The following is a 2,845-nucleotide window of genomic DNA, read 5'->3' as shown; positions in this document are numbered from 1 at the left end:
TAGAGGTGTACACACAACATGAAAAAATTTATTCCATTACTTATTGCATTGATTCTAGTTCTAGCAGCATGTAGTTCAAATTCTGGTGAACAACATTCTAAAAATCATGACAAATTGAAGGTTGTCACAACCAATTCCATTATTTATGACATGGTCAAACAAATCGGTGGTGACAAGGTAGACGTTCATAGTATCGTACCTGTAGGACAAGACCCGCATGAATACGAAGTGAAACCGAAAGATATTAAACAACTTACTGATGCAGATGTTATCTTCTACAATGGTTTCAATTTAGAATCTGGTAACGGTTGGTTTGAAAAAGCTTTAGAACAAGCAGGCAAATCTACAGATGATAAGTCAGTATTCGCGGTGTCTAAAGGCGTTAAGCCTATCTATTTAAATGGTGAAACAGGTAATAAGGACAAGATTGATCCACATGCATGGTTAAATTTGGATAATGGTATTCAATACGTTAAGAATATTCAAGAACAACTTGTGAAAGCAGATGCCTCACATAAAGCAGACTATCACAAACAAGGTGATGCTTATCTTGCTGAACTTGAAAAGTTAAACAAAAACAGTAAAGATAAATTCAATGATATTCCAAAACAAGAACGTGCTATGATTACAAGTGAAGGTGCCTTCAAATACTTCTCAAAAGCCTTTGATATCAAGCCAGGCTATATTTGGGAAATCAATACTGAGAAACAAGGTACACCGTCACAAATGAAACAAGCTATCAAGTTTGTTAAAGACAATCACATCAAACATTTATTAGTTGAAACAAGTGTAGATAAAAAATCTATGAATAGCTTAACTGAGGAAACTGGTAAGCGCATTTACGGAGAAGTCTTTACCGATTCAATCGGAGAAAAAGGCTCTAAAGGTGATTCATATTATAAAATGATGAAACACAATATCGAAACAATCCATGGAAGCATGGAATAGACTTAATTAAAACAACGCAATTAAGAAATTAAATTAATATATTATTATCATCCTCCTATTAAAATAGCCAGTAAATGAATTTATGAAAACTCATTTACTGGCTATTTTGCTAGGAATTATGTCTCAGGCTCTTTCCTACGATTAGTCAAGTACTTATAATTAAAATAAGCATTACTTAACTAAACCGTTCATTTTAATTTTTTTGAATAAGGTGTTAAACTATATTTGATTGTACGTTTGGCTAATGTGGTGACATTTGATAATCGTACAATTTATGATTCATTACAAGATAATGAATTGTTTTTAATAATCGATTTATACAAGCAATGATGGCAGTCTTATGAGGTTTCTCATTAGGCTGCTTTCTTAGTTTGTAGTAATAATCGACGACATGATTGTCATAATGATGCTGCCCTCTTATTATATTCATAATCACCCAAAATAAAAGTTTTCTCGCTTTTTTATTACCACGCTTGTTGATGGTATCTCTACAGTGTGTATGACCTGATTGATATCGTTTGATATCAATGCCAACAAAAGCATTGAGTTGTTTATTTGATTTAAATCGCTTAATATCACCAATCTCCCCAATAATCATAGCTGTGCTTAGCTTACCAATACCAGGTATCGAATGAATATTTTCAAAATAATCGAGTTGTTGTGCTAATTGAATCATGGCATCATCTAATTGTTTGAGATGATGAATAGATTGTTTTAATTGTTGAATAAGTAAGCGTAATTTTTCGACTAGAAAGGAATGTCTATCGACATTAGGATAGCTTTCTTGAGCAATCACCCTTAATTGAAGTGCATATTTTGTAGCTTTATCCATTGACATTCCCTTATCTGTAGAATTGAATATATGTGTAATCAGTACCTCCTTGTCGATATCAAGAACCATGTCTGGATGAGTAAAGATTTCTGCGATGTTGAGTGCAATGATTGAATATCGACTACTAAACAATCTTTCTAAACCAGGGAATGTTTGATGGAGTAATTCAAGGATCTGAAATTTAAGTCGATTTTGTTCATTCTCGATTTCTAGATGAAAACGGACGCGTTCTCTTAATTCAAAGAATATTAACTCATGTATAGGTAAGCTGTCTGTTTGTTTAAGCGTCGGTCCTAAACAAGCAAGCTTATGAGCATCTGCCTGATCAGTTTTCCATGATCTTAGAGCGCTCGTTTTAAATTTGGCTTCTAACGGATTCATTTGAATATAGTTAATTTGATTTACACTACAAAATCGTTCCATACCTCTTGAATAGATACCTGTAGATTCAAAAATGAGTTGTGGGTGGTCTAAGTCATTCAAATACTTGAGTAAATAATTGTAACCATTTTTATTATTTTGGATGAAAAACTCTTTTTGGAATTTTCCATTTTTATAATGTGCAACTACACTACTTCTTTTACTAATATCAACACCTAAGTAATCGAAAAAAAAACCTCCTTTGAATAATTGAGAAGCTAAAAACTTTACTTAACCTTTCTCATTTCATTTTCCTATACACGGTTTCAAGAACCCAACATACTACAAACGAATTTCAAAAGGCGAGAGTAAAGCTGACTTGTTTTTTATACGGATTTAAAATCCAAGAGTCTGGACAGTCTACTTCTCTCTATAACTATAAAAAATAGCTATGAAAAAATCTATCGTCATAGATTTCTTCATAGCTAATCTTAGTATGTTTTGTATTTTAATTATTCATATGTTGTTTAAAGCTTTCAGAAATTTCTTCGATTTGTTTATCAGTAAGAGGGTGCTTAGATAAATCGATAGCTTCCTCAATTACTTTTTCAAGTGATATCGGTGTAGATACGGTGTCGACGTATTTATCACTCTCGTCGGATCCTTCAATAATATTAACGCTACCATCACTAAAGTATATGACGC

General features: G+C 32.5%; 2 protein-coding genes and 1 pseudogene. 1 reads left to right on the top strand and 2 read right to left on the bottom strand.

Translation table 11 applies throughout. From position 1 onward, the window contains the following. The first annotated feature begins 18 nt into the window (after positions 1–18). Positions 19–948, top strand: coding sequence for a manganese ABC transporter substrate-binding lipoprotein MntC (gene mntC, locus C5B97_RS18450; RefSeq protein WP_070548213.1), 930 nt, complete (start codon positions 19–21; stop codon positions 946–948). Positions 949–1,189: 241 nt separating this feature from the next. Here the strand turns inward: mntC and C5B97_RS18445 are convergent. Together C5B97_RS18445 and C5B97_RS18440 are read right to left on the bottom strand one after the other, a co-directional pair. Next, a pseudogene (locus C5B97_RS18445) lies at positions 1,190–2,386 on the bottom strand (IS110-like element ISSep2 family transposase); the annotation flags it as partial. A gap of 262 nt (positions 2,387–2,648) precedes the next feature. Beyond that, positions 2,649–2,845 (bottom strand): hypothetical protein (locus C5B97_RS18440; RefSeq protein WP_219819837.1); only part of this gene is annotated, 197 nt, incomplete at its 5' end.

Source organism: Pseudoclavibacter sp. RFBB5 (assembly GCF_002931555.1).
GTDB lineage: Bacteria > Actinomycetota > Actinomycetes > Actinomycetales > Microbacteriaceae > Pseudoclavibacter.
This window is presented reverse-complemented; position numbering and strand designations above follow the sequence as displayed.